This window comes from Pseudomonas sp. 05N36 (assembly GCF_056397385.1).
Genome location: NZ_JBFTNH010000020.1, coordinates 87,763 through 111,056 on the forward strand (window position 1 = coordinate 87,763; position 23,294 = coordinate 111,056).

Here is a 23,294-nt window from a genome sequence, read left to right on the forward strand (position 1 = left end):
TGCTGTATTCCATCCTGCGCCCTGCGTGGGATGGAGCCTCACCCTCGCCTGATCCCCCAACAATCCCGCCCAATAGCAAAACGCCAGCCGTTTTGATCCTCAGCAATTCCCCCACAGAAAACAGCAGAAACCGCCAATAGGCACTTGCTATTAATTAAATAGGAATTATTCTCATCAAACCATTAAAAAGGAGATGAGCATCATGACTTACTTGATCGATGCATGGCTGGATCGCCCACACCCGTACCTCAGGATCCTGCATCGGGAAACCGGGGAAGTGTGTGCGGTGCTGGAAGAAGAAGCCTTGAATGAGCTGCAAGACCAGGGCGACCTCGACCTCAATGGCCTGAGTTCCAGCGAGCCGGTGGTGCTCAAGGAACTGGTGCGCAACCTGTTTCTGTTCTGCTACGCCCGGGCATTGCGCCCGATGAATGATCTGCACCACAAGATCGAACTATGAGACACCGCGAAAGACTGTGGGAGCGAGCCTGCTCGCGATGGCATCACCTCGGCTTCACAGGAAAACCGAGTTGACCGCATCGTCGGAACGCCGCCCGGAGCCGGCTCGCTCCCACATTAGTTCGACCCAATATCGGGCCAGGGCTTACAGAACGTCGAGCAGCTCGACGTCGAACACCAGAACGCTGTGCGGCGGAATGCTGCCAACGCCTTGTGCGCCGTAAGCCAGTTCGCTCGGCACGTACAGGCGCCATTTGCTACCGGCGTTCATCAGTTGCAGCGCTTCGGTCCAGCCGGCGATCACGCCGCCAACCGGGAATTCTGCAGGCTGACCACGATCGTAGGAGCTGTCGAACACAGTGCCGTCGATCAGCGTGCCGTGGTAGTGAGTGCGCACTTGATCTTCACGGGTTGGCTTGGCGCCTTCACCTTGAGTCAGTACTTCGAACTGCAGGCCGGAAGCCAGAGTGGTGATGCCGTCACGCTTGGCGTTTTCAGCCAGGAATGCCAGGCCTTCGCCAGCGGCCGCTTCAGCCTTGGCAGCTGCTTCGGCTTGCATGATTTCGCGGATGACCTTGAAGCTGGCAGACATTGCTTCCTGGCCAACACGGCTTTCCTTACCGGCGAATGCGTCGGTCAGACCGGCCAGGATCGCGTCCAGGCTAACGCCCGGTGGCGGGTTGTCGCGCAGTTGGTCGCCCAGCTGACGGCCGATGCCGTAGCTGACGCGGGTTTCGTCGGTGGACAGATTTACTTCGGACATGACACTGCTCCGCTGTGCGGACGGCTCGGGACATTGCCGTGCGTGCACAGCGCATCCCGGAGCGCCCGGAACCAAAAGGGCGAGCAGACTAGCACAGATGCCATTGCGGTGATCAGGGCTGTCGGCGCTATTGGGATATGGGCACCTTCAGGCTCTCTTCCCCGCTGGTGCCCAGACCGCACATTTCGTCGTGCACCGAGGTGTGAATCAGGTTGAATGTCAGCTTGGGAAAGGCATGAAGGACTTCACGAGCATGTTCCACCGAACGCAGATGCAGTGTTTGCCCATGGGTGTCGTCGATTGGACGAGCGGCGCCATGTATCCGTGCTTCCAACAGATAGATCCCGCCTTCCATCGAAATCAGATTCAGCTCATCGACCTTCCCGGCGAGGGCATAGGCGTTCAGCTCTTCCAGGTTCATGGGCACACCCCGCGCAATGGCGAACCAAGACACCTACAGGGATATGCCTCGGCGCACAAAAGCACAAGCCAGAAACCCCGCCGCCCGTCCGTTTCACACTCATCTGCTACTTGGAGCAAAGCCTGCTTGCGATAGCCATATCGAGAACGACGCAAGGACCGAGTCGCGCCCATCGCGGGCAAGCCACGCTCCCACAAGGGCTGCGGCGGATCAGTGCTTGGTCAGTTTGTCCAGGTAGCCCATGGCAAACGCCGAGATCACGAAGGTCATGTGAATGATCACGTACCACTTCAGGTGCTCGGGATCGACGTTCCTGGCGTCCATGAAGATGCGCAACAGGTGGATCGAAGAAATCGCCACGATCGAGGCCGCGACTTTCATCTTCAGGGAAGAAGAGTCCATCGTGCCCAACCAGTTGAGCTTCTCCTTGCCGTCATCGATGTCGAGTTCGGACACGAAGTTTTCGTAGCCGGAAATCATCACCATCACCAGAAGGCCACCCACCAGCGCCATGTCGATCAGCGACAACAGCACCAGAATCAGATCGGACTCGGCCATCGAGAACACGTTGGGGATAACGTGGAAGACTTCCTGAAAGAATTTCAGCGCCAGGGCCAGCAGGCCCAGGGACAGACCGAAGTAGATCGGCGCCAGCAGCCAGCGCGAGGCGTACATTGCATTTTCGACAAAACGTTCCATTGAATCTCACACAAGGGTTTTAAACGGCGGCGAGTATATCAGCCGCTCAAAACCCCATAAACCGCAGACAAATCCACAACCTGCGAGTCTGCCAAAGCGTTTTTCTGCTAGTGTCCAAAGCATTCGCATCGTTTATTTGCGTTGTAGAGGAAAACCGGAAAATGGATTTGCGATTGCCTTTAACGACTGTCGGCCTTTGCCTTGCGGTACTGATCGGCGGCTGCTCACCCAGCGATGAGAAGCGCCCGCAAAGCCTCGAGGAGAAGACCGCACAGTTCGAGAAGTCGCTGGACGCGATTCAGGATCCCCAGCTCAAGGATGCCGTGGCCAACCTCGGCGGCTCGTTGCTGCTGCTCGAGCGCGCACAGCAAAAGCTTGCCATCAAGCCGATCGCCACCGAATACGGCGAAGACGCCATGGCCCTGCTCAAGCACTATCCCACCCCGCAGGCGCTGGTCGACACTTACATCAACGGCCTGTTCGTGTTGCGCAAGGACTCCAGCTCCGACTACCTGACCGACTTGCAGCCGGTGTTCCCTTTCAGCTTCAACATGCCTTCCGAGTTCCCCTTCCCGCATGGGCTGGAATGGCAGTCGGTCACGCTGAGCAACAAGAAGGTCATCCCTTTCCAGCCTGAATGGTCGGAAACCGATCCCGGTATTCAGTTGAGCCCTTCAAGCGCCAGCCTGACCAATCCGGATGACCTGACCGTGGCCTACCCTTTTGTCGAAGGCACGGAGTTCGACAACAAAAACCAACCGCAACCGACGACGCTGAAAGGTAAAGCCGAAGTCATTGCACCGCGCAAGGTATTCACCTTCGACCTGACGAAAAAGGACGTGGGCCAGACCCGCACTGACGACAATATCAGCGTCACCCTGAAGGCCCTCGAAAAGAACTACGCCGAGGTCGAAGTCAACAACAGCGCAGCACTGGCGCCAGACGTCAGCGATACCTCGCTCAATCCGCTGATTGTCCAGGCCAGGGACACGACCGGGCAGCTGCTCTCACGCTCGGGCTCGATCAACGAAGACGCCGCACAAATCGGGTTCTATCAAAAACAACTGGCCGAGATGCAGAAGCAGACCGCCTGGAGCGATGCGTTCGAAAAACAGCTCGAAGACGAACAACAGGCGTTCGAGCACCAGCAGACTCATCATTACACCAAGGTCTACTTCAACGGCCCGATTGAAAACCTCGAAGTCAATGTCCTCGACTTCTCGGCCGTCACCGTGACCCGCAAGGACCTGGAACTGCCGGTACGCCGCTTCGACCGCAATACCACGGATAAAACCATCCAGAGCCTGAGCCTGCCTGTGGTCGTGTACGACGATCAGGCCGCGACCTGGCTCAAAGGCGCCACACTGAATGAGGAACAGCTGAAAAAGAACATCCACGTCAACCAGTCCGTCGAGGACGCCAGTGCGGCACGCATCGAATTCGATCACCCGAAAACCTTCAACGACGAACTGCTCGGCTCCTCATTCAGTCCTGGCGACACCCCAGTGACTTTCTTCGCCCAGGACGATAAGGGCAAACGTGGCGAGCCCATCGAATTGCCAGCCGAGGCCTTCGAAATCGACCCGCTGCGCGCCACCATCACCTACGACCTGACCTTGTTCCCCGAGACGCCGGCGTATGCCGTCGGCTCGATGCCGTTGTTTCTGGCCAATATTGAAAAAAGCAGCCTCGATACCCAGAAGCTGCCCAAAGGCCTGGAGCTCAAGGGCAACGCCTTGGTGGTTGACCAGAAAGTATTCCCCGCCCAGGACTGGCGCTTCTTCGCCAAGGACGCGAGCGGGAATTACCTGAAGGAGATTCTTGCGGTCAGCCACGACGCCAGCGCAGAAGGCCCGGCGCTGATTGAGGTGCACTATTTCTACGGCCAGCCGACCAGCCTGGAAACCTACCAGCGCACCAACCTCAATACCGTCGAATATGGCTTCGAGGTCAAACTCGACAAGGCCGAAAACCCCAACCCTGTCGAATAGTCACTAATGCTCGGGGGTGAACTGAAAACCACCCGAATTTCGGCACCGTCCACCATTGATTTCCCGCAGCTGGGCTTGCAGGTGCAAACACCAGATTTGCGGGTCATCAGCCAGCTGATAGCCGTGCAGAGTCAGGCTTTCAACGATGGTATCGAGTATCGATTCGGCCACGAAAGGACCATGAAACGGGCCCTGGGCCTTGATAGCGGAAGGTTGTTCACCGGCCATTCCGGCGGCAAACAACAAGGTCCACATACCGGTGTCTCCCGCAAGCGGGCGAATACTGCATTCGATACGGGTAACCAGGCCCAGGCATTGGCGGGTGAGGCAGAGGTTGCGCGGCATGGCGGCGACCCTCGGTAAATCGGGTATTCAGCCTCCACGGGAAGGCTGTCTCGATCCAGTGATGACTGTCGATGTCCTTGTCCTGAGCATAGAAGAAAAGTCGAGTCAGCAAGTTGACGGAGCCAAGAAGGCGCCGAATGGTCGTTGTTGTTTTTTTGACGCCACCCGGGCGGTAAAAAGCGTTACCACGATGACGACCCAGTGCCATGCACAAACCCCGTGGCGAGGGAGCTTGCTCCCGCTCGACGGCGAAGCAGTCGTAAACCGGTGCACGCGCTCTGACTGAAGAGCCGCGTTACCGATTTCAGGGCCGCTTCGCAGCCCAGCGGGAGCAAGCTCCCTCGCCACAATGGCTGTGTACAGCTTCGGGGGTCAGGCAGGCTTGGCCGCAGCCAATGCTTCCTGAGCCTGCGCATGCTCCTTCTCGGCCTCTTTCAAATCATCTTCGCTGATCAATTCCGCGATCACCCGCAAACGCTCCACCACGCGCGCGTTGACGCTACCCTCAGGGAACTGACCCTCTTCGTCCGGCTCGCCGGCAGGCTCGCCCACCAGCAGGCTCAGTGCCTCATCGGCCTGGCGCACCGCGTAGACATGGAACTGCCCGGCACGCACGGCCGCCAGTACCCGCTCATCGAGCATCAACGTGGCAACGTTGGCCTGAGGAATGATCGCGCCCTGCTCGCCGGTCAAGCCACGCGCCTCGCAAAGACGGAAGAAGCCTTCGATCTTCTCGTTGACCCCGCCCACCGCCTGCACTTCACCGAACTGGTTGATCGAACCGGTAATCGCGAAGCACTGCTTGAGCGGGGTTTTCGACAATGCCGAAATCAACGTGCAGGCCTCGCCCAGCGAGGCACTGTCGCCATCGACGTAACCGTAGGATTGCTCCAGCGCGATACTGGCCGAGATTGCCAACGGGAATTCCTGGGCGTAACGGCTGCCCAGATACCCGGTAAGGATCATCACGCCCTTGGAGTGGATCGGCTGCCCGAGGTTGACCTCACGCTCGATGTCGACGATGCCGCTGCCACCGGGGTAAACCGTGGCAGAGATTCGTGCCGGTATACCGAACGCCGAGTCGCCAACCTCCAGCACCGTCAGCCCGTTGCACTTGCCGACGGCCGCACCCGCAGTGTCGATCAGGATGATCCCTGCCAGCATGTCGTCGAGAATCCGCGCCGACACACGCCCGGTGCGGGTGGCCTTGGCCTTCAGCGCACGCTCGATGTGCCCGGCGTCGGTCATCTCGTCACCGGCCAGATCGCGAATGAAGTCCGCCTCGCTGACCAACTGGAACAGATCGCCAATGCGCGCCGACAAACGGCCCTGATGCTCAGCCAGCCGCGCACTGTAGGTTGCCAGACGTGCTACCGCATCGGCGGTCAGCGGGGCCATGCCTTCTTCCGAGGTGCGGGTCTTGAGCAACTGGGCGAACTGCTCGAGGCTCTCATCGACCATCGGGATGTCTTCATCGAAGTCCACCAGTACCCGGAACATCTCCTGGAAATCCGGATCGAGGTCTTGCAGCGTGTAATACAGCTGGCGTGCGCCGATGATGACGACTTTGACCTGCAACGGAATATGTTGCGGTGTCAGGGTCACCGTGGCCAGTCGGCCCAGCTCGCCCAGCGGCGATTCCATTTTCAGTTTGCGTGACTGCAAGGCCCGCTTCAGCGCATCCCAGACAAAGGGTTCGCTGAGCATTTTTTCGGCTTCCAGAATCAGGAAGCCGCCGTTGGCCCGGTGCAGCGCGCCCGGACGCAACTGCCGATAAGTGGTGTAGAGCGCCCCCTGATCGGTGCTGTACTCGATACGGCCGAACAGGTTGTCGTAAGTCGGGTGCGGTTCGAACACCACCGGGGCACCGCCACTGTGCGGATGACCGACCACCAGGCTCGGGCCATATTGCTCTTCGAGCAACTTACGGGCGACCGCGTCGGTCTTGCTGTCATCGACCAGTTGCTCGACCACCGTCTTGAGCAGGTACACCTGCATCGCTTGCAGGTAACCGCACACCGCAGCGTTTTCTGCGTACTTTTCCGACAACGGCGAAAGCAATGGCTGCAAGGCCAGGGTGATAGTTTCTTCGTTAAGCTGGCGCAGTTGATTGCTCGACTCGCGCTTCCACTGCGGCAAGCTGGCCAACTCTTCGTTCAGCCGCTCTTCCAGTCCGGAAATATCGTCGTGGAAGCGCTCGCGAACGGCTTCCGGCAACTGGGCGAATTCCGCTTCGTCCAGCGCCTTGCCTTCGCTCATCGGGGTGAAGGCAATGTTGGTGCTGTCACGGTACAGCGCGACTTCTTTCTCCAGCGCCAGGCGCTCGATCACGTCCAGTGCACGGTCGTAGCGCTGATTGAAGGCGCGGTCGATGGCACTCTTCTTTTGCTGGTAGGACGGGTGCTCGAAGACTGCTGGAAACGTCGCCAGCAGGTTGTCGATCAGGCCGTTGATGTCGGTGATGAACGCACCGGCCGTCCCCGATGGCAACTCCAGTGCGCGAGGTTCGCGCGGCTCATCGAAATTGTTGACGTAGACCCAGTCTGCCGGGGTCTGCAGGCGTTTGCCTTCGGCTTTCAGGTAGCGTTTGACGAAAGAGAACCGGCCGGTACCGGGCTCACCCATGACAAACACGTTGTAACCGGGGCGTGGCATGGCCACACCAAACTGCAAGGCTTCAACCGCACGTTCCTGGCCGAGCACGCCGCGAAAAGGCTCCAGCTCATTGGTGGTAGAGAAGCTGAACTGTTCAGCGGAAAACGGACGGGTCAGCGCTTCAGGCGCTAGACGCAAGCTGGCAGCAACAGGATCAGGCATCGGGCTTCCTTACATCAGGCGGGGCAATTGAAGGCATTCTGGCGCTGCCCGTGCCCGACTGGCAAGGCGCGCCTTGGGTAAAAGCATAGTCAAGCGCCAAACCCTGGACGGGCCAGGGCTAAATCAATGGTTACTGGGAATGTTTGGCAAAAAATCACGGAACCCCCGGATCGTGCCTAGACTCCAAACTGCGCGGCTGGACCAATCACCAGCCCAGTGGCGTCGGAGCGGCGCCAGATCCCCTGTCCATTGGTACGCAAACAAAAGAGAACACAGCTATGAAACGGATTCTTCTTGGTACTCTCTTCACCGTTGCATCCCTCAACGCCATGGCCCAGGCGCCAGGCGGTCCGGATTGCGGTTGGGGCAACATGCTGTTCGAAGGTCAGCGTGGCACCCCGGCACACTTCCTGGCATCCACCACCAACGGCACTTCTGGCAACGCCACTTTCGGCATGACATCCGGCACCAACGGTTGCGCAACCAACGCCGCGCTGACCTATGGCGGCAAGTCCTGGATTGCCATGAACGGCATGATGAACGAACTGTCCGAAGACATGGCCAAGGGTCAAGGCGAAGCGCTGACCACCTATGCCGTGGTACTGGGCGTCGCACCGCAAGACCGTGCGTATTTCGCCACCGTCACCCACGAGCACTTCCAGCAGATTTTCAACAAGGCTGACGTGACCGCTGAAGACGTGCACACCAATACCCTGGCCGTACTCAAAGGCGATGCTCGTCTGGCCAAATATGCCACCCCGGCTTAAGCTCGACCTCACCCGCCCCTTTACCAGGGCGGGTTTTGTTTTTTGGACCCGACCTGCTTTGGGGTTTTTTTAATTAAGTAGCTCGCCATGCTCAAACGCCTTGCCTGTCTGGCGCTGTTTGTCTGCGCCCCGCTGTCCGCCGCGCCCCGAATCGACAACCAACGTTTGCAGCAACTGGCCAACGACCCGTTCTGGATTTCCCTGGGCCACTACGAAAGCGCAAAACTCGGCGGCTGGCGCAGCTATGTCAGCGACAAGAAATTCTTCCTGGCAGCCAATGGTGCCGAACATCCCGACGCAGAGCTGGCGGCCACCGTACAAGCGCTCTATGCCCCGGCCAGCAAAGGCCAGCAGCACGCGCAATGCGTTTACCCGGCGCGTACCCGCTGGTTGAAAGCCCAACTGAACCTGAACGATTTGCCGACGGTGGATTGCAGCGAGTTCAAACAATGGTTCAAGGACGTATCGCCCCACAGCGCGGTGATGATCTTTCCGGCAGCCTATCTGAACAGTCCGTCATCGATGTTCGGCCATACCCTGTTGCGCATCGATCAGGCTGACGTACAAACCGACCACACCGCCCTGCTCAGTTACGCGATCAATTTCGGCGCCTATATCGAAGGGTCGGACAACAGCATTCTGTATGCCTGGAAAGGCCTGATGGGAGGCTATCCGGGGTTGTTCGCGCTGGTGCCCTACCAGGAAAAACTCTCGGAATACCGCAGCCTGGAAAACCGCGATCTGTGGGAATACCGGTTGAACCTGACACAGGCAGAAACCGAGCGCATGGTCGAGCATGTCTGGGAGCTCAAGCAGATTCAGTTCGATTATTTCTTCTTCGATGAAAACTGCTCCTACCGCTTGCTGGAGTTGCTGCAAGTCGCAAGACCGGGCCTCAGGCTCACCGAACAATTCCCGCTGACCGCGATTCCCACCGACACCGTCAAAGCCGTGAAAGACGCAGGCCTGGTGGAGAAAATCGATTACCGTCCGTCCCGCGAACGTGAACTGTTGAACCGTGCCAAACCGCTCACCGACGATGAGCAGCAATGGGTGCTGAAGGTCAGCGCCGACCAGAAACGCTTGCAGGAGCCGACCTTCAAGGCGCTGCCACGTGATCGCCAGGCATTGATCATCGACGCGGCCTACCGTCTCGAGCGCTACCGCGCCAACGGCCAGGAACGCGATCCACAGCGCGCGCAACGCAGCTTCGAGCTGCTGCGGGCGATCAATCGGAACCCGGCGCCGGAGCTGTCCATCGAACGCCCGGGCTTGCCGGAAAACGGCCACCAATCGCGCACCTGGCAGGCCGGCATTGGCACCCGTGGCGACAAAGCCTTTGGTGAATATGGCCTGCGGATGGCCTATCACGACCTCAACGACAACGCCGAAAGCTTTCCCCTCGGTGCGCAGATTGAAATTCTCCAGATGAAACTGCGCCAGTACGAAGGCAATCACTGGCAATTGCAGCAACTGGACCTGGCGACCATCCGCTCACTGACCCCGCGTAATGAGCTGCTGCAACCCTGGTCCTGGCAAGTCACCGGCGGCCTGGAACGGGTCCCGGGAAAGCATGACGATGAAACCCTGGTCAGCCATGTCAATGGCGGCGCCGGCGGCACCTGGCAACTGGGCGATGACGTGCTGGGCTTCGCCCTTGGCACCGTGCGCATCGAGCACAACAGCGACTTTGCCGGTTTCATCGCGCCCGCCGCCGGTTTCAACAGCGGTGTACTGTGGAAGAACCCGCTGGGCAATCTGAGCCTGGAAACCAAAGGTGATTACTTCACCAACGGTGAAGTGCGCCGCAGCCTGAGTCTGAACCAGCAGTGGGAGCTGTCGCGTAACCTGGGCCTGCGCCTGAGCGCCCAACGTGAGTTCAGCCACATTGCCTCGCCTGAAAACGAAGTCATGCTGGAACTGAAGTGGTATCACTATTGAATCCCGCTCCCCTGCAGGAGTGTGAATTCCCCGCATTGAAAGCTATGTTTATACAAGGAGCTCGAACTACATGGATGCCAAATGCTGTTCCCTCGAAGAAGTACGCGACAACATTGACCGGCTGGATCGGCTAATCGTCAGCCTGCTGGCCGAGCGCGGCGCTTATGTGTCGCAGGCCGCTCGCTTCAAGAAAGACAGCGACGCGGTGAAAGCACCCCAGCGTGTTGAACAGGTCATCGCCAAAGTCCGGGCGCTGTCTGAAGAGGTCGGTGCCAACCCGCAGGTCATCGAGCAAATGTATCGAGCCATGATCGCCGCGTTCATCGAGCAAGAACTGGCTGAACATGCCCACCTTGCCACCACGACGATGGATTGATCACCACCCTTCCACGGGTGCAGCACGGGCCTATCGCTCGCAGCAGGTCGTTTTCGGACAACCTTCGAAACCAGAAGCCTGCGACGATGGCCAAAACCCCATTCAGGGAGAACCGCCATGAGCCGCGCTTTCGTCAATGAAGATAACGCCACCCCACAAGCCGACCAGCCGGTAGAACGCCAGGTCAGCACGCAGCCCAACTACGTCACGCCCGAAGGCCTCGCCCTGCTGCAGGCCAAAGTCGCCGAATTGCAAACCCTGCACGGCGAACAGTCGGCCCGCGAGGAGGCTGACCCACAGTGGCTGGCCGATCTCGAGCGTGATCTGCGTTACTTCAAGCAACGCCTGCAAAGCGCTCAAGTGGTGACACCGGCCACTTCCACCAAGAAGGTTCAGATTGGCAGCTGGGTGACCTACGCCGATGAACGGGGCACCGAACGACGCGTGCAACTGGTTGGCGAAGATCAGGCCAATGCCGCCAAAGGCCTGATCAACTGGAGCTCGCCGCTGGGACGGGCGCTGCTCGGTGCACAGCTGAACGACGAAGTGCTCTGGCAACGGCCTGCCGGTGATCAACTGATCGAAATCATCCGCATCGAACCGAACTGAACCGCGCCCTGAGCCAGAGAAAGCTCACGCAAAAAAAAACGGAGCCCAAAGGCTCCGTTTTTCATGCAACCAGCCGATCAGGCCAGTTTCTTGTGACGCACCCGGTGAGGCTGGGAAGCGGCATCGCCAAGACGCTTTTTGCGGTCGGCTTCGTACTCGGTGTAGTTGCCTTCGAAGAACACCGCTTGCGAGTCGTCTTCGTACGCCAGGATGTGAGTCGCGACGCGGTCAAGGAACCACCGATCGTGAGAGATCACAATGGCGGCGCCCGGGAAGTCCAGCAGGGCTTCTTCCAGGGAACGCAGGGTTTCAACGTCGAGGTCGTTGGAAGGTTCGTCGAGCAGCAGGACGTTGCCGCCCTCTTTCAGGGTCAGGGCCAGGTGCAAGCGACCACGCTCACCACCGGACAGGTCCTTGACGAACTTCTGCTGATCGCCGCCCTTGAAGTTGAAGCGACCCACGTAGGTGCGCGACGGGATCTCGTAGTTGCCGATGCGGATCTGGTCGGAACCGTCGGAGATCTGCTGGAACACAGTCTTGCTGCCGTCCAGGTCTTCACGGCTCTGGTCGACGCAGGCCAGCTGCACGGTTTCACCGACTTCGATGCTGCCCGAATCCGGTTGTTCCTTGCCCATCAGCATGCGGAACAGCGTGGATTTACCCGCACCGTTACCACCGATCACGCCAACGATGGCGCCTTTAGGCATGGAGAACGACAGGTTGTCGATCAACACGCGATCGCCATAGCCCTTGGTAACGTTCTTGAATTCGATGACCTTGTCGCCCAGGCGAGGACCGGCCGGGATGTAGATCTCGTTGGTTTCGCTGCGCTTCTGGAATTCCTGCGATTGCATTTCTTCGAAGCGTTGCAGACGCGCCTTGGATTTCGACTGACGGGCCTTGGCGCCTTTGCGCACCCACTCCAGCTCTTCCTTCATGGCCTTTTCATGGGCCGACTGCTGCTTGGATTCGGCGGCCAGACGGTCGGACTTGGCTTCAAGCCAGCCCGAATAGTTGCCCTCGTAAGGAATACCGGCGCCGCGGTCGAGTTCCAGAATCCAGCCGGCGACGTTGTCCAGGAAGTAACGATCGTGCGTGATCGCAACCACGGTACCCGGGAAGTCGTGGAGGAAATGCTCCAGCCAGGCCACGGAGTCGGCGTCCAGGTGGTTGGTTGGCTCGTCGAGCAGCAGCATGTCCGGGGCGGACAGCAGCAGGCGGCACAGGGCCACACGACGCTTTTCACCACCGGACAGGTGTTCGATTTTGGCATCCCAGGCCGGCAGACGCAGCGCATCGGCGGCGACTTCCAGTTGGCGATCCAGGTTGTGACCGTCGCCCGCCTGCAGGATGGCTTCGAGCTTGGCCTGTTCGGCGGCCAGTTTGTCGAAGTCGGCATCCGGGTCGGCGTATTCGGCGTAGACCTGATCCAGACGCGCCTGCGCATCCTTGATCACGCTGACGGCTTCCTCGACCACGTCACGCACGGTCTTGGTCGGATCCAGCAGCGGCTCTTGCGGCAGGTAGCCGATGTTCAGTTCCGGCATCGGACGGGCTTCGCCGTCGAACTCGGTGTCGACGCCAGCCATGATTTTCAACAGTGTGGATTTACCCGAGCCGTTGAGGCCGAGCACGCCGATCTTGGCGCCCGGGAAGAACGACAGCGAAATGTTTTTCAGGATTTCCCGCTTCGGCGGAACAACTTTGCCCAGCCGATGCATGGTGAAGACGTATTGAGCCATGGAGAACCTAGGGTCAGTGACTGATGAATATAAGCACGGGCGAAGCCCGGGCCAGGCCATACGCGCCGCCAGCGATTGATCGCTATCAATACGTGCGCGCGAAAAAAAGCCTGAGTCTAAGAGCTGGAACGCTCCCGCGTAACCGGCAAAGCTACCTTAATGACGGAAGGCAGTCCAGCCGAGAGGGGCTGGCACTTTGCCACAACTCAAGGCATGCTAGCCGCCCTCCGGGCGTCCGGCTTATAGTGCACGTCGCGCCAATCCAGCCAAACCGCAGGATCATAGTTTGTCCAATGTCACTCCGCCCTCGTCCGTGCGCGCACTGAGTCCTGCGACCGGATCGCCCCTGCGCGGCACCTTGAAAGGTGCATTGGCGACGCTTGTCCTGCTGTTGATCGGATTGCTGCTCTGGCAGTTGTTCGACCAACTGAACGAAACCCAGAATAACCAGCGCCAGTACACCATCGAATACACCGCCGATCTGGCCGCGCAAGTCAGTCTGAACATGGCGCTCAACGCCCAGATCGCACTGAATCTGCTACCGATCGTCGAACAACCGCAGACCGTTGATCAGCAACAGGCGTTGCTGCGCAAACTGCAGCAGTCCTTGCCTGACGTACTCAGCCTGGCGTTGCTCACCCCCTCGGGGAAAATCCTCACTGACAGCGCCAGCGACAGCCAGGATGCCGACTATCTGAAAGATCTGGTCCGACGCAGTCACGCGCAGGCGCATTACTTCAGCAACGCCAACGACAGCTCGAAGGTGAACCTGTTACTGCACCAGGCCAGCGGCAACACCCGTGGCTACTGGGTCTTGCGCCTGCGGCCGACGTTTTTCTCCTCGCTGAGCAAACAGAGCGACACAGGAATCCGTCCGCTGTGGGTGGTGGAAAACCGCATCAACCAACAGGTCGTCAGCCGCGACGACGGGTTGCCCCCGAACAAGCCGGACACGGTAAACGCCAATGACCTGGCGAACAGCGTACTGGTCGTCCCACTCAGTGACAGCGACTGGCAATTACGCGGGCTGTTTGACCGGCAACGCGTGATCGAACAATTGCTGCCGGCGCTTATCGGCAAATGCCTGCTGGGTTTGGCCTTTTCGCTGCTACCGCTCATCGCATTGTTGAATATGCGCCGACGCCAGCGTCAGGTACACGACGGGCGTCGGCGCTATCGGGACATTTTCGACGGTACCGGTGTTGCGCTCTGCGTACTGGATCTCTCCGGGCTCAAGGCCTGCCTCGACAAGGCGCAACTGCACACCAGCGAGCAACTGCAGCGGTGGCTGGAAAACGCCGAACAACGCCGGCAGTTGCTGCAAGAGTTGCGCATCACCGAGGTCAACCAGGTCGCCTTGCACCTGCTCAACGTCCAGTCCGGCGAGCAAGCCTGGAAGCTGCTGATCGAAGGCGGGCCACTGGATGGCAATGCCATCGGCAACCAGTTGCTCGACGCCGTGCTCAACCAGCAGAAACAGCTGGAACTGGAGATCAAGCTCAAGGACAGCCAGGGTCGTGACCAGCATCTGTGGCTGGTGTTGCATTTGCCACAAGCTCAGCACGACGCCAAAGCGGTGATCCTCAGCATCAGCGATATCACCAGCCGTAAAATTGTCGAGTTGTCGCTGCTGGAGCGTGAAGGTTTCTGGTCGGATGTCGTGCGCACGGTCCCGGATCACCTCTACGTGCAGGACGTGATCAGCCAGCGGATGATTTTCAGTAACCATCACCTGGGCCAGACACTGGGTTACAACAAAACCGAACTGCACCAGATGGGCGAGTACTTCTGGGAGATCCTGCTGCACCCCGAAGATGCCGATCACTACCACCGCTTGCGTCAGGAACAGCGCCAGGCCGGTTACACCCAACTGATGCAGTGCCAGTTGCGCTTTCGCCACCGCGACGGCACATGGCGGCGTTTCGAAATCCGCGAACAGGCGCTGGCGCGGGACCAACACGACCAGGTCACCCGCATCATTGGCGTGGCCAAAGACATTACCGATCAGATCGAAGCCAGCGAATCCTTGCGCGACAGCGAGCAACGTTACCGGATGCTCGCTGAAAGCATCAGCGATGTGATTTTCTCCACCGACAGCAAACTCTCGCTCAATTACGTCAGCCCGTCGGTGAACGCCGTGCTCGGCTATGACGTTGACTGGATCTTCCAGAACGGCTGGCAATCAACCATCGCCAATCCGCAACAATTGACTGGCATCTACAGCTTGATGGACCGGGTCAGCAAGGCCCTGGATAAACCCGAGCAACTGGCGCAATTGCGCACTCAGGTGCAAACCCAGCTGTTCCTGTTCGACTGCTTGCGCGCCGACGGACGCAAAATCCCGATCGAACTGCGCCTGGTACTGGTCTGGGATGAACATGGCGCGTTCGAAGGTGTGCTCGGGGTCGGTCGCGATATCAGCCAGCAGCGCCGCGCCGAGAAAGACCTGCGCATGGCGGCCACGGTTTTCGARCACTCGACGTCCGCGATTCTGATTACCGACCCGGCCGGCTACATCGTGCAGGCCAACGAAGCCTTCAGCCGCGTCAGCGGTTACGAAGTGGCGCAGGTCCTCGACCAGTTGCCGAACATGCTGACCGTCGATGACCAGCAGGAAGCCCACCTGCGCTATGTGCTCAAGCAACTGCATCAGCACAGCACCTGGGAAGGCGAAGTCTGGCTCAAGCGCCGCAACGGTGAACACTACCCGGCGTGGGTCGGCATTACGGCGGTGCTCGATGACGAAGGTGACCTCGCCAGCTACGTGTGCTTCTTCAGTGACATCAGCGAGCGCAAGGCCAGCGAACAGCGGATTCACCGCCTCGCCTACTACGACGCCCTGACCCACCTGCCCAACCGCACCTTGTTCCAGGACCGGTTGCACACTGCGCTGCAATCGGCGGAGCGGCAGAAGTCGTGGGTCGTGCTGATGTTCCTCGACCTCGACCGTTTCAAACCGATCAACGACTCCCTTGGCCACGCCGCCGGCGATCGCATGCTCAAGGAAATGGCGACCCGCCTGCTCGGTTGCGTCGACGATGACGACACAGTGGCGCGCATGGGCGGCGACGAGTTCACCTTGCTCCTGCAACCGCGTGCCAACCGAGAGATCGCGCTGAACCGGGCGATTCATGTGGCCGAGCAGATCCTTGCCAGCCTGGTGAAGCCGTTTGTCCTCGAAGGCCGCGAGTTCTTTGTCACCGCCAGTATCGGCATTGCCTTGAGTCCGCAGGACGGCAACGAACTGAGCCAACTGATGAAGAACGCCGACACGGCGATGTACCACGCCAAGGAGCGCGGCAAGAACAACTTCCAGTTCTATCAGGCGGACATGAACGCCAGCGCCCTGGAGCGCCTGGAACTGGAAAGCGACCTGCGCCACGCCCTTGAGCAAAACGAATTCGTCCTCTACTACCAGCCACAATTCAGCGGCGACGGTAAACGCCTGACCGGCGCCGAAGCCCTGCTGCGCTGGCGGCATCCACGTCGTGGACTGGTACCGCCGGGCGACTTCATTCCAGTGCTCGAAGAGCTCGGGCTGGTGGTGGATGTCGGTGACTGGGTGATCAGCGAGGCCTGCCGTCAGCTCAAGAGCTGGCACCAGAGCAAGGTCCGCGTCCCGAAAGTCTCGGTGAACATCTCTGCACGGCAGTTCTCCGACGGCCAGCTCGGGACGCGCATCGCCACCATCCTCAAGGACACGGGCCTGCCACCGGCCTGCCTGGAGCTGGAACTGACCGAAAGTATCCTGATGCGTGAAGTCAGCGAAGCCATGCAGATTCTCGCCGGGCTGAAAAACCTGGGCCTGAGCATCGCCGTCGACGATTTCGGCACCGGCTATTCATCACTGAACTACTTGAAGCAGTTCCCGATCGACGTGCTGAAAATCGACCGGACCTTCGTCGACGGCCTGCCGTCCGGCGAACAGGACGCGCAGATTGCCCGAGCGATCATCGCCATGGCCCACAGCCTGAACCTGGCGGTGATCGCCGAGGGCGTCGAAACCCAAGAACAGCTCGACTTCCTGCGTGAACACGACTGCGACGAGGTGCAGGGCTATCTGTTCGGCCGCCCGATGCCAGCGGCGCGTTTCGAAGCGCAATTCAGCAATGATGCGCTGTTCATGTTCGACTGAGACTTTGTGGCGCGGCAGACGACGCTATCGCGAGCAGGCTCGCTCCCACAGGGAACGCATTTCAAATGTGGGAGCGAGCCTGCTCGCGATGAGGCCTGCACAATCGCCGCATATCCCGTCATGAACACCACTTGTCTGCGACATGATGTCCTTTCATATGCCAGACAAAACCCATTGGGTTAGAATGCCTTCCTTTTCTGCCCCCCCGATCCTTGAGGACCGCCATGTTCAGCCGTGATTTGACTATTGCCAAGTACGACGCCGACCTTTTTGCCGCCATGGAGCAAGAAGCTCAGCGCCAGGAAGAACACATCGAGCTGATCGCTTCGGAAAACTACACCAGCCCAGCGGTGATGGAAGCTCAAGGCTCGGTTCTGACCAACAAGTACGCCGAAGGCTACCCAGGCAAGCGCTACTACGGTGGTTGCGAGTACGTCGACGTAGTTGAGCAACTGGCCATCGACCGTGCGAAGCAACTGTTCGGCGCCGATTACGCCAACGTTCAGCCACACGCCGGTTCGCAAGCCAACAGCGCCGTTTACCTGGCCCTGCTGCAAGCAGGCGACACCATCCTGGGCATGAGCCTGGCCCACGGCGGTCACCTGACCCACGGCGCCAGCGTTTCGTCCTCTGGCAAGCTGTACAACGCCGTGCAGTACGGTATCGACAGCAACGGCCTGATCGACTACGACGAAGTCGAGCGCCTGGCGGTAGAGCACAAGCCAAAAATGATCGTGGCCGGTTTCTCTGCCTACTCGCAGATCCTGGACTTCCCGCGCTTCCGTGCTATCGCTGACAAGGTCGGCGCCTACCTGTTCGTCGACATGGCTCACGTAGCCGGTCTGGTCGCTGCTGGCGTCTACCCGAACCCGGTGCCATTCGCTGACGTGGTCACCACCACCACTCACAAGACCCTGCGCGGTCCACGTGGCGGCCTGATCCTGGCTCGCGCCAACGCCGACATCGAGAAGAAACTGAACTCCGCGGTATTCCCGGGCGCCCAGGGCGGCCCGCTGGAGCACGTGATCGCGGCTAAAGCGATCTGCTTCAAGGAAGCATTGCAGCCTGAGTTCAAGGCCTACCAGCAACAAGTGGTCAAGAACGCCCAGGCCATGGCCAGCGTGTTCATCGAGCGCGGTTTTGACGTGGTCTCCGGCGGTACTGAAAACCACCTGTTCCTGCTGTCGCTGATCAAGCAGGAAATCTCCGGTAAAGACGCCGACGCCGCTCTGGGCAAAGCATTCATCACCGTGAACAAGAACTCGGTACCGAACGATCCACGCTCCCCGTTCGTCACCTCCGGCCTGCGCTTCGGTACTCCGGCTGTGACCACTCGCGGCTTCAAAGAGGCTGAGTGCAAAGAGCTGGCCGGCTGGATCTGCGACATCCTGGCTGACCTTTCCAACGAAGCGGTGATCGACGCCGTTCGCGAGAAGGTCAAGGCCATCTGCAAGAAGCTGCCGGTATACGGCGCTTAATCAGCCCGCTTAACCGCAGCAAAAAGAAACCGGCCAGTGATGGCCGGTTTTTTTTCGCCTGCAAAACCGCTCAAGCTCGGCCCTTGCCGCACAACTGGTAAGACCGGTAAAGCCAATTCGTCATTTTCCGCTTGCGGCCCTCTGAAAACAGCGCCTACACTGCGCCTGCACTGGACATACCGGTAAGACCACAATAATTAAGTCCTGAATCTGATGCGCACAACGCACGACACCCAGGACACTCACCAGGATTCCTCCCATGCTCAGATGGTGCTCGCGCTCAATCTTCCTTCAAGTTGTCCTTGGACTGGTGCTCGGCATCATCTGCGGACTGGCCCTTCCCGAATACTCCGCCCAGTTAAAACCCCTCGGCGACGGCTTCATCAAACTGATCAAAATGCTCATTGGCCTGATCGTGTTCTGCGTGGTGGTCAGCGGTATTTCCGGCGCAGGCGACCTGAAAAAGGTCGGACGCATCGGCCTCAAGTCAGTGATCTACTTCGAAGTGCTGACCACCATCGCCCTGGTGATCGGCCTGGTGTTCGCGTTCAGCACCGGTATCGGCAGCGGTGCAAACATTCATCTGGATCAGCTTTCCACCGCCGACATGGGCGATATCGCCCAGCGCGGCCAGCACATGCACACCACCACGCAGTTCCTGATGGACCTGATCCCGACCTCGGTGATTGGCGCCTTTGCCGACAACAACATCCTGCAAGTGCTGCTGTTCTCGGTCTTGTTCGGCAGCGCGCTGAACCTGGTGGGTGAAGCGGCCTCGGGAATCTCGCGACTGATCAACGAGCTCAGCCATGTGATCTTCCGCATCATGGGCATGATCGTGCGTCTGGCACCGATTGGTGTGTTTGGTGCGATTGCGTTCACCACCAGCAAATATGGCCTGGACTCCCTGCAACACCTGGGCAGCCTGATCGGCCTGTTCTACCTGACATGCGCAGTGTTCGTGTCGTTGATCCTGGGTCTGGTGATGCGCCTTTCCGGCCTGCGGTTGCTGCCCTTTCTCAAGTACTTGCGCGAAGAGTTGCTGATCGTCCTGGGCACCGCCTCCTCCGACGCCGTGCTTCCGCAAATCATGCGCAAACTGGAACATCTGGGCATCGGCAGCTCGACGGTTGGCCTGGTGATTCCCACCGGTTACTCGTTCAACCTCGATGGTTTTTCGATCTACCTGACCCTGGCCATCGTGTTTATCGCCAACGCCACCGGCACGCCGCTGGCCATGAGCGATTTGCTGACGATCCTGCTGGTTTCGCTGATCACCTCCAAAGGTGCCCACGGTATTCCCGGCTCGGCCCTGGTGATTCTGGCGGCGACCCTGACCGCGATCCCGGCGATTCCGGTGGTGGGCCTGGTGCTGGTATTGGCGGTGGACTGGTTCATGGGCATCGGCCGGGCACTGACCAACCTGATCGGTAACTGCGTCGCTACCGTGGCCATCGCCCGCTGGGAAAAAGACATCGATATCCCGCGTGCCAACAAGGTACTGTCCGGCGAGCAGGGCTACACCTTCCAGTCGCGTAAATCAGCGCCGCCGGCGCATCAGCAAGAATTTTGACCGAACCTGTGCCTGTCACTGGCAGGCACAACAATCAGCGTTTTACCGTCTCTCATGGAGCAAACAGTGATCACCTCGTCGACAGTTGTAAATTCAGTGGTTGAAAAGCTTCGTGCCGCATTGGCGCGCGGCCAGTGGCGCTCGGGCGACATGTTGCCGGGGCAACGCGAACTGGCTGAACAACTGGGCATCAGCCGGCCGAGCCTGCGTGAGGCGGTGATCGTGCTCGAAACCCTTGGCCTGGTGCGTTCCATGCCCGGCAAAGGCGTGGTGGTGCTGGAGGCCAACCTGAACGACACGCCAGCCAACGACAGTGGCGTAGCCGGCGCCAGTCTCGAGGATGTGCTGCAACTGCGTTACACCCTCGAACCGTTCATTGTCGGGTTGGTTGCCCAGTCCATCAGCAGCAAGGAAATCGGTCAACTGCGCCTGACGCTGATGGACATGCGCGAAGCCCTCGAAGCAAGTGACAGCGAAGCCGGAATGAACGCCTACATCGCGTTCCACGAAGAGTTGTTCACCCTGACCTCGAACCCGATTTTCCAGAACGTCGTGCAGCAAACCAGCAACGCACTCAAACAGAGCGCCGAGATGCTGCGCAATTCGCCAGAACACTTGGCCGGGCGGCTGGAAGAAAACGAAGCCGTGGTCCGCGCGATCCGCAGTAAAAACAGCGCCCTGGCCAGCGCCGAAATGCGCCGGCACATCCTTCAGGAAGGGCAACGCATGGGCATTGAGCTGAACATCCCGGACGACAATCTGGGCCAATAACTGTTTGTAGAATCCCCTATCGGCAACCGGACTGGAGACTGGCCATGAGTTCCTACGCCTTGAAGAATCCCGTTTTCTCGATTTCCGCCGCCCTGCCCTTGCGCCGCCAGAGCGAAAAGAAGCGTTGCGTCGATGACATCTATCCGCAGATTTTCGACGCCATTCTCGAACAACGCATCGCCCCGGCCAGCCGTTTCACCGAAGAAAGCCTTGGCCAGGCATTCGGTGTCAGCCGCAGCATCATCCGCCAGGTACTGGCGCGCTTGTCCCATCAGCAGGTGGTCATCCTGCGGCCCAATCATCGCCCGCAAGTCGCGGCGCCCGATGCCGAGCAAACCCGCCAGATACTCCACGCCCGCAGGCTGACCGAAACCACCCTGGTGCGACTGGCCTGCCAGCAACCGACGTCCCGGCACCTGCCGCAGTTACGCGAATTGATCGACCGCGAACGCCGCTGCATCGAGCAAAACCAGCGCGGGCCGGCGATTCGCCTGTCGGGTGAGTTCCACCTGCAACTGGCGCACGTCGCCGGTAACGCGCCGCTGGCACAATTTCTTGGCAGCCTGGTGCCGCTGACATCGCTGGCTATCGCCTGCTACGAAGAACAGTCGCCCAGTCATTGTGCGTGGCAGGAGCATGCGGCGATTGTCGAGGCGGTGGAGCGCGGGGACGCCAGGGCTGCCGAGGGGTTGATGACTGAGCACCTGGATCATCTTGAGAGGAAATTGCTGAGCCCGGTACCGGCCCGTGATCGCGTCGCCGGTTAGATTGCCATCGCGAGCAGGCTCGCTCCCACACTTGACCTGTGTCGCCCACCTAATGTGGCCTGACGCAAATCCAATGTGGGAAGAGCCGGGCGACGTTCGCCTGCTCGCGATAGCGACCTCAAACACACTGAAAATGCTCGCCCCTACTCCGCAGCCACCCGCGCAAACCCCTCGCGAATCTTCTCCTCCGGCAGATCATCGGCAATAAACACGATCACACTTTCCCGCGCGTCATCCTCGGCCCACTCAGTATCCCAGTCAAAACCGTACAACTTCAGCACGCCCTGAAATACCATGCGCCGAGGTTCGCCGACGATGTTCAGCACCCCTTTGTAGCGCAGCAGTTGCTTGCCGTGGTCTTCCAGCAGTTCGTTCATGAACTCGCTGAGCTTGTCGATATCCAGCGCTTTTTCGGTACGCAGCACCAGGCTCGAGATGCGGTCGATAGACGGTGCTTTGCTCACCGGGCGCAGGCTTACGCCACCGCCGAGGTCGGCATTGAGGTTGAAACCACGCACGTCGAGCAACTCGGCCAGATCGATCTTGCCGTGCTCAACCACGCGGATCGGCGCACGACGATTGATCCGGGTCAGACGCTCGCTCAATGCGCTGAACGTCGCCTCGTCGACCAAATCGCGTTTGCTCACCAGCAAGCGGTCAGCAAAACCGATCTGCGCCTGGGCGATGGTCTGGGTCAAGTGCTGCTCGGCGTGAGCCGCATCGACCAGAGTGATGATGCCGTCGAGAATGTAGCGCTCGCGCAGCTCTTCATCGATGAAGAAGGTCTGCGCCACCGGTGCCGGATCGGCCAGGCCGGTGCATTCGATCACCAGGCGGTCGAAGGCGATTTCGCCGCTGTCCAGGCGTTCCAGCAACAGGTACAGGGCCTTGGTCAGGTCGGTGTGAATGGTGCAGCAGACACAGCCGTTGGACAGTGTCATGACCTGCACCGGCTCATCGCCCAGTAGTTGGGTGTCGATGCCGGCGTCGCTGAATTCGTTTTCGATCACGGCGATTTTCAGGCCGTGCTCGGCTTTGAGCAGGTGACGCAGCAGCGTGGTTTTGCCGGCGCCGAGAAAGCCGCTGAGGACTGTTACCGGGATGGGAGAGGACAAACTCGATCTCCTTCAACTACACAAATAAAAAGGGGAGCAGGTCGGTGTGGGAGCGAGCCTGCTCGCGATGACGGCTTGACATCCAACATTGCAGCTGACTGTCAGACCGCTATCGCGAGCAGGCTCGCTCCCACAAAAAGCCCGCTCCCACATCACATCTGATCACCCGCCGTCAGCGGGTCAACAGCACTTCGGCCCACCCTTGCCACCGTAACGAGCCTCCTGGCGTTCCCGGAAGAACGCCTCGTAGCTCATCACCGGTTTGTCCGGGTGTTTGGTGTGCATATGCTCGACGTAGGTGTCGTAGTCAGGCATGCCGACCATCAGGCGCGCGGCCTGACCGAGGTATTTACCGAGGCGACTCAGGTCATTGAACATGCTTGCAACCCTCGATTACGCTTGCGGAACAGCCTGGAATGGCGATTCTTTATCCGTGCGTTCTTTGCTGCCCCAGGCGGAGATACCGACCTTGATCGCATAGAACAGGATGCTGAAGACCACGAACAGGAACAGCGCCGTCAGCGT

The 23,294-nt window shown here is 59.5% G+C and carries 20 protein-coding genes; 11 read left to right on the top strand and 9 right to left on the bottom strand.

All coding sequences use genetic code 11. From position 1 onward, the window contains the following. Positions 1-202: 202 nt before the first annotated feature. Positions 203-460, top strand: coding sequence for a PA4570 family protein (locus tag AC1DIH_RS22500; RefSeq protein ID WP_477773345.1), 258 nt, complete (start codon positions 203-205; stop codon positions 458-460). 144 nt (positions 461-604) lie between these two features. Here the strand turns inward: AC1DIH_RS22500 and AC1DIH_RS22505 are convergent, their stop codons facing one another. The 3 genes from AC1DIH_RS22505 to AC1DIH_RS22515 all read right to left on the bottom strand — a co-directional run bounded on the left by AC1DIH_RS22505 (position 605) and on the right by AC1DIH_RS22515 (position 2,342). Further along, the gene (locus AC1DIH_RS22505; RefSeq protein WP_054595509.1) at positions 605-1,222 is read right to left on the bottom strand and encodes an FKBP-type peptidyl-prolyl cis-trans isomerase; all 618 of its coding nucleotides are present in this window, start codon (positions 1,220-1,222) and stop codon (positions 605-607) included. A 127-nt stretch (positions 1,223-1,349) separates the two neighbouring features. Further along, positions 1,350-1,643 carry a DUF6482 family protein gene (locus AC1DIH_RS22510; RefSeq protein ID WP_477773346.1) on the bottom strand — a complete coding sequence of 98 codons (294 nt, stop codon included), beginning with the start codon at positions 1,641-1,643 and terminating at the stop codon, positions 1,350-1,352. Positions 1,644-1,853: 210 nt separating this feature from the next. Further along, positions 1,854-2,342 (bottom strand): TIGR00645 family protein, encoded by a 489-nt coding sequence (locus AC1DIH_RS22515; RefSeq protein ID WP_123423585.1) that lies wholly within the window; start codon positions 2,340-2,342, stop codon positions 1,854-1,856. Positions 2,343-2,503: 161 nt separating this feature from the next. On the opposite strand from AC1DIH_RS22515, the gene AC1DIH_RS22520 reads away from it, so the two are divergent. After that, a complete protein-coding gene (locus tag AC1DIH_RS22520; protein WP_477773347.1) occupies positions 2,504-4,333 on the top strand; it encodes a hypothetical protein in 1,830 nt (609 codons plus the stop codon). A 3-nt stretch (positions 4,334-4,336) separates the two neighbouring features. On the opposite strand, the gene AC1DIH_RS22525 is transcribed toward AC1DIH_RS22520, so the two are convergent. After that, complete coding sequence (locus AC1DIH_RS22525) at positions 4,337-4,678, bottom strand: PA4575 family protein (RefSeq protein WP_427547030.1); 342 nt, start codon at positions 4,676-4,678, stop codon at positions 4,337-4,339. A 372-nt stretch (positions 4,679-5,050) separates the two neighbouring features. Next, a complete protein-coding gene (locus tag AC1DIH_RS22530) occupies positions 5,051-7,495 on the bottom strand; it encodes a Lon protease family protein (RefSeq protein WP_145016306.1) in 2,445 nt (814 codons plus the stop codon). 278 nt (positions 7,496-7,773) lie between these two features. On the opposite strand from AC1DIH_RS22530, the gene AC1DIH_RS22535 reads away from it, so the two are divergent. The 4 genes from AC1DIH_RS22535 (at position 7,774) to AC1DIH_RS22550 (ending at position 11,188) form a co-directional block, all read left to right on the top strand. Further along, positions 7,774-8,262, top strand: a complete 489-nt coding sequence (locus AC1DIH_RS22535; RefSeq protein ID WP_427534035.1) for a DUF3015 domain-containing protein — start codon at positions 7,774-7,776, stop codon at positions 8,260-8,262. 87 nt (positions 8,263-8,349) lie between these two features. Then, on the top strand, positions 8,350-10,203 hold the full coding sequence (locus tag AC1DIH_RS22540) for an Lnb N-terminal periplasmic domain-containing protein (RefSeq protein ID WP_477773348.1): 1,854 nt from the start codon (positions 8,350-8,352) through the stop codon (positions 10,201-10,203). A 70-nt stretch (positions 10,204-10,273) separates the two neighbouring features. Next, positions 10,274-10,579, top strand: coding sequence for a chorismate mutase (locus tag AC1DIH_RS22545; protein WP_477773349.1), 306 nt, complete (start codon positions 10,274-10,276; stop codon positions 10,577-10,579). A 117-nt stretch (positions 10,580-10,696) separates the two neighbouring features. Then, positions 10,697-11,188, top strand: coding sequence for a GreA/GreB family elongation factor (locus AC1DIH_RS22550; RefSeq protein WP_427534039.1), 492 nt, complete (start codon positions 10,697-10,699; stop codon positions 11,186-11,188). Between the two features lie 77 nt (positions 11,189-11,265). Here the strand turns inward: AC1DIH_RS22550 and ettA are convergent, their stop codons facing one another. Beyond that, entirely contained in the window at positions 11,266-12,930 is a 1,665-nt protein-coding gene (ettA, locus tag AC1DIH_RS22555; protein ID WP_054595502.1) for an energy-dependent translational throttle protein EttA, read from the bottom strand. A 286-nt stretch (positions 12,931-13,216) separates the two neighbouring features. On the opposite strand from ettA, the gene AC1DIH_RS22560 reads away from it, so the two are divergent. From AC1DIH_RS22560 to AC1DIH_RS22580, 5 genes are all read left to right on the top strand, one after another. Beyond that, positions 13,217-17,065 carry a sensor domain-containing protein gene (locus tag AC1DIH_RS22560; protein ID WP_477773350.1) on the top strand — a complete coding sequence of 1,283 codons (3,849 nt, stop codon included), beginning with the start codon at positions 13,217-13,219 and terminating at the stop codon, positions 17,063-17,065. A gap of 224 nt (positions 17,066-17,289) precedes the next feature. Continuing rightward, a complete protein-coding gene (gene glyA, locus AC1DIH_RS22565) occupies positions 17,290-18,543 on the top strand; it encodes a serine hydroxymethyltransferase (RefSeq protein WP_477773351.1) in 1,254 nt (417 codons plus the stop codon). A gap of 259 nt (positions 18,544-18,802) precedes the next feature. Next, the gene (locus AC1DIH_RS22570) at positions 18,803-20,116 is read left to right on the top strand and encodes a C4-dicarboxylate transporter DctA (RefSeq protein ID WP_477773352.1); all 1,314 of its coding nucleotides are present in this window, start codon (positions 18,803-18,805) and stop codon (positions 20,114-20,116) included. Between the two features lie 66 nt (positions 20,117-20,182). Beyond that, on the top strand, positions 20,183-20,887 hold the full coding sequence (locus tag AC1DIH_RS22575; RefSeq protein ID WP_477773353.1) for a FadR/GntR family transcriptional regulator: 705 nt from the start codon (positions 20,183-20,185) through the stop codon (positions 20,885-20,887). Between the two features lie 44 nt (positions 20,888-20,931). Then, positions 20,932-21,654 (top strand): GntR family transcriptional regulator, encoded by a 723-nt coding sequence (locus AC1DIH_RS22580; protein ID WP_477773354.1) that lies wholly within the window; start codon positions 20,932-20,934, stop codon positions 21,652-21,654. Positions 21,655-21,797: 143 nt separating this feature from the next. Here the strand turns inward: AC1DIH_RS22580 and yjiA are convergent, their stop codons facing one another. From yjiA to AC1DIH_RS22595, 3 genes are all read right to left on the bottom strand, one after another. Beyond that, the gene (gene yjiA, locus AC1DIH_RS22585) at positions 21,798-22,769 is read right to left on the bottom strand and encodes a GTPase (protein WP_477773355.1); all 972 of its coding nucleotides are present in this window, start codon (positions 22,767-22,769) and stop codon (positions 21,798-21,800) included. 180 nt (positions 22,770-22,949) lie between these two features. Continuing rightward, positions 22,950-23,147, bottom strand: a complete 198-nt coding sequence (locus AC1DIH_RS22590; protein ID WP_071553229.1) for a YbdD/YjiX family protein — start codon at positions 23,145-23,147, stop codon at positions 22,950-22,952. 15 nt (positions 23,148-23,162) lie between these two features. Next, the coding region (locus AC1DIH_RS22595; protein WP_477773358.1) for a hypothetical protein at positions 23,163-23,294 on the bottom strand (132 nt) is incomplete at its 5' end.